Genomic DNA, 3794 nt, shown 5'->3' on the forward strand with positions numbered 1-3794 from the left:
TCATTGGCGAATTCATTAATCAGATGTTTTTCAACTCTTCTGGTGCATGACCAATCTTTTATAATCAAAAATCTGCCCTTAAACTTTTTGGGCAGATCCGCGTTTGTCGGTGCGCTTATCTGAAATTCTTCGCCCTTCACCCACCTTCCCTTACACTCCAAGTGTAAGAACCCAAATAAAAAATAATAAAAACTAAGGGGCAACATGAACCACTCACTTTCGTGGCGAGTTTGGGTGTTGGCTGGGTGTCTATGCTGTTTTCAAGCTGTTCAAGCGGATGACGATACGCCAGTCACTACACCTACGCCCAATTACATGGGCGCAAGCCTTGGTACGGCATCTTCTGAGTTCTGTACGGGTTTGAATCAGTGCGGTGAAACCAATAATACGTGGAAAGCCTATAGCGGCGTGCGTCTGAACGATAAAATCTTCGTTGAGGGCGGTTACGTACAATTTGGCGAACAACAAGGCCTTGATGCTAACAATAACAAAACTAGTTCTAATACCAAGGGCTATAGCACCGCTGGCGTAGTCACCTACTCACTGAATGACCAAATCGAATTATTTGGCAAAGCGGGTATGTGGTGGTGGAAAAACGAACATAAACAATCCACAGGAACTACTAAAACTGATGGCAGCGACATCCTGCTCGGAGCAGGTGCACATTACAATCTGGGGAATAATATGGGGGTACGAGCCGAATGGGAGCGTTATCAAGTCTCTCGAGATAATGCGACTAAGCAGCCTCTAGACTTGTTATCGGTGGGTGTAACTTTCTCTTCTCTATAAATTACTAAAGATAATAAAACTACATCAAATAGGGGTTTGATCATGTTTAAAAAGTCAGCCGTCGTGGCTTCTGCATTGTTGGGCTTAGGATTAATCATTTCTTCTTCAGTTGAAGCCGGTGGCAGTTACCAGAAACAAAACTGGGGTGTTTCTCCTCAAGCCCATCTGTATGGTGGTGGCAGTTTAGGTTTAAGCAATCAAGGTGCGTTTGACGATGGCTTAACGGTCGGAGGCAAAATCTATGGTGGTATGAAATTCAGTCGGCTGTTGGGAGCTGAAGTTGGTTATATGCGCATTGGCGAGGCAAAAGGTGAGGCAAAAGATACTCCCGATGGGCGTTTGAAAGCTGACTTAACCAGTACTATGGATGCGATTTATGCCACTGCTGTCGGCTATTTACCTGTAGCACCGCATATGGACTTAATTGGCAAAGCTGGTGTAGCCCGCTGGTCACAAGACAGCAGTAAAGATGTAAAAGACATTGCAGAAAAATCTAGCGCCAGTGATCAAGGTATCAGTCCGTTAATCGGTGTCGGTGCACAATATCGGGTTGGGCCAAATATGCATATTCGTGGTGAATGGGAGCATACTTTTGGGGCTGGTACTGAAGATACTGATTTTGAAACTGGTATCGATCTAATGAGTGTGGGCTTAACTTTTTCAACTTTTTAAGACTTAAGCATTCGTTAAAATAAGAAGAATAACAGGGGTTTGTTATGAAAAAACTCATGCTGTTGAGTTTAATGCTAGGCTTATTAAACATAGCCGAAGCGGCACAAGCTGAAGGTTTATTTGGTTTTAATACCATACCAGTTAACTCGAATTTTAGCTTCAACAATGGTTTAAAAATGTATGCAGGCGTCAGTGCAGGTTATGCGCTGCAAAGCGATGCTTGTAATATGCCCTTCTTTGAAGGCAGTTGCGAAGATGGTTCAGCCGGTTGGAAAGTATTTGGTGGTGCACGCTTCAACCCGATGTTCGGCACCGAACTCGCTTATGCTAAATTAGGTACTGCCGAAAAAAAGGGGCAGGTTGGTGCAGAAAACGTCTATGTTAAGAATGAAGTAGCGGGCTATCAATTAAGTGGTGTTGCTTATTTACCGATTAATGTTGTACCCAATTTAGAGATTATGGGTAAAGGCGGTGCGATGTTTTGGGAACGTGACACTAAAGAATCACTCGACAATGCGATTGATCAAACAACTGATCAAGGTATTTCTCCCTTAGTCGGTGTAGGTGCTCAATATCAACTCAATCAAAATTTGCATGTACGCGGCGAATGGGAACATGTCTTTAATACCGGCTCTGACTCGGAACATGAAACCGATGCGAATAACTACACAGTCGGTTTAATGTACTCCACTTTGTAGGGCTGTCTACCTCGAGAGTAAGGCTGCACATTTCTATTAGCTTAGGTTAGAGTGTGGGTATTTCCAGCCTTGCCTTGAGGAAGACCTTCATGTCTAGACAGTCCGATTTTATTGCTCCATCGATTCTTTCTGCGAATTTTGCGCGTTTAGGCGAAGAAGTCGACCAAGTATTAGCCTCTGGTGCAGATATTGTACATTTTGATGTGATGGATAATCACTATGTACCCAACCTCACCATTGGCCCCTTAGTCTGTGAAGCACTACGCAAACACGGCGTTACCGCCCCGATTGATGTACATTTAATGGTCAAGCCAGTGGATCGTATCATCCCCGATTTTGCTAAAGCGGGTGCTAGTTATATTACCTTCCATCCAGAAGCATCTGAGCACGTTGACCGCACTCTGCAACTAATTCGCGCCGAAGGCTGTAAATCGGGTTTAGTTTTTAATCCCGCAACCCCCTTGAGCGTGCTTGAATATGTCTTGGATAAAGTTGACATGATTTTGATTATGTCAGTCAATCCGGGGTTTGGCGGGCAAAGCTTTATTCCCTCTGCACTCACTAAACTCCGTGAAGCACGCAAACTCATTGATGCCTCTGGTTTGGATATTCGCTTAGAAATCGACGGTGGCGTAAAAGCCAGCAATATTCGCGCCATCAAAGAAGCAGGAGCAGATACCTTTGTCGCCGGTTCAGCTGTGTTTGGGGCAGCCAATCTTAATGACCCACAGCGCTATAACAGCATATTGGCCGAATTCCGTGCTCAACTAGCAGAAGCGAGCGTTTAATGGCTCGATTTCAAGCGAAACTTGTCTTGATTGACCTTGATGGCACGCTGGTCGATAGCGTTCCTGACTTAGCGTATTCTGTGGATCAAACCATGCTGCGTTTAGGTTTACCCCTACGTGGTGAAGCCGCCGTGCGTACTTGGGTCGGTAATGGTGTCAAAACCTTAGTAGAGCGAGCCTTAACTAATGATTTATATCAGCCCGCCGATCCTACCTTACTTGCGCAAGCCCTAGCCGTCTTTATGGAAATCTATGCGGAAAATACTTCCCAGCGTAGTCGTATTTATCCGGGGGTAGTAGAAGGTTTAGCTTTTTTACAAAGCTGTCAAGCGCTTAAAGTCGCGTGTGTGACCAATAAAGCTGAGCAATTTACGCATAAACTATTAAAAAATTTAGGCTTATTCGAGCGCTTTGCTTTAATTGTGAGTGGCGATACCTTGCCAGAAAAAAAGCCTCATCCTCTTCCACTGTTATATGCAGCCGAACTATTAGGCATATCAACTTCTGAAGCCATTATGATCGGTGACTCTCAATCGGATGTAAAAGCCGCACGCGCGGCAGGTTTTAAAATGATAGCCGTCAGCTATGGTTATAATCATGGTGAAGATATACGTGACTATCAGCCGGATGCGGTGGTGGATTCATTAGCTGAATTAAAAGCATGGGTTAGGTGCGATTAAACTATCCTAAACTTTTTTCAGCCTAAATCAAGACAAGTCGAGCCTCCCTTCTAAACCTTGAAATCAGCATTTTTGATGGTTATTATGACTATAATGACCATCAAGAGAATCCGCGGTCATGCACCAGAAGAGTTGAAAAACATCTGATTAATGAATTCGCCAATGAC

Annotated in this window: 5 protein-coding genes; all 5 read left to right on the top strand. The window is 44.2% G+C overall.

All coding sequences use genetic code 11. The features are described from left to right. Positions 1 to 204 precede the first annotated feature (204 nt). The 5 genes from Q0307_RS09315 (at position 205) to Q0307_RS09335 (ending at position 3627) form a co-directional block, all read left to right on the top strand. A complete protein-coding gene (locus Q0307_RS09315) occupies positions 205 to 789 on the top strand; it encodes an outer membrane beta-barrel protein (protein WP_298659777.1) in 585 nt (194 codons plus the stop codon). 42 nt (positions 790 to 831) lie between these two features. Beyond that, positions 832 to 1461 carry an outer membrane beta-barrel protein gene (locus Q0307_RS09320; RefSeq protein ID WP_298659781.1) on the top strand — a complete coding sequence of 210 codons (630 nt, stop codon included), beginning with the start codon at positions 832 to 834 and terminating at the stop codon, positions 1459 to 1461. Between the two features lie 44 nt (positions 1462 to 1505). Then, a complete protein-coding gene (locus Q0307_RS09325; protein WP_298659783.1) occupies positions 1506 to 2159 on the top strand; it encodes an outer membrane beta-barrel protein in 654 nt (217 codons plus the stop codon). 89 nt (positions 2160 to 2248) lie between these two features. Then, a complete protein-coding gene (gene rpe, locus Q0307_RS09330; RefSeq protein WP_298659785.1) occupies positions 2249 to 2947 on the top strand; it encodes a ribulose-phosphate 3-epimerase in 699 nt (232 codons plus the stop codon). Beyond that, the gene (locus tag Q0307_RS09335; RefSeq protein ID WP_298659787.1) at positions 2947 to 3627 is read left to right on the top strand and encodes a phosphoglycolate phosphatase; all 681 of its coding nucleotides are present in this window, start codon (positions 2947 to 2949) and stop codon (positions 3625 to 3627) included. Before rpe ends, Q0307_RS09335 begins: the two co-directional genes overlap by 1 nt. The last annotated feature ends 167 nt before the right edge of the window (positions 3628 to 3794 follow it).

The sequence above is a fragment of the uncultured Thiothrix sp. genome, from assembly GCF_937873765.1.
Lineage (GTDB): Bacteria > Pseudomonadota > Gammaproteobacteria > Thiotrichales > Thiotrichaceae > Thiolinea.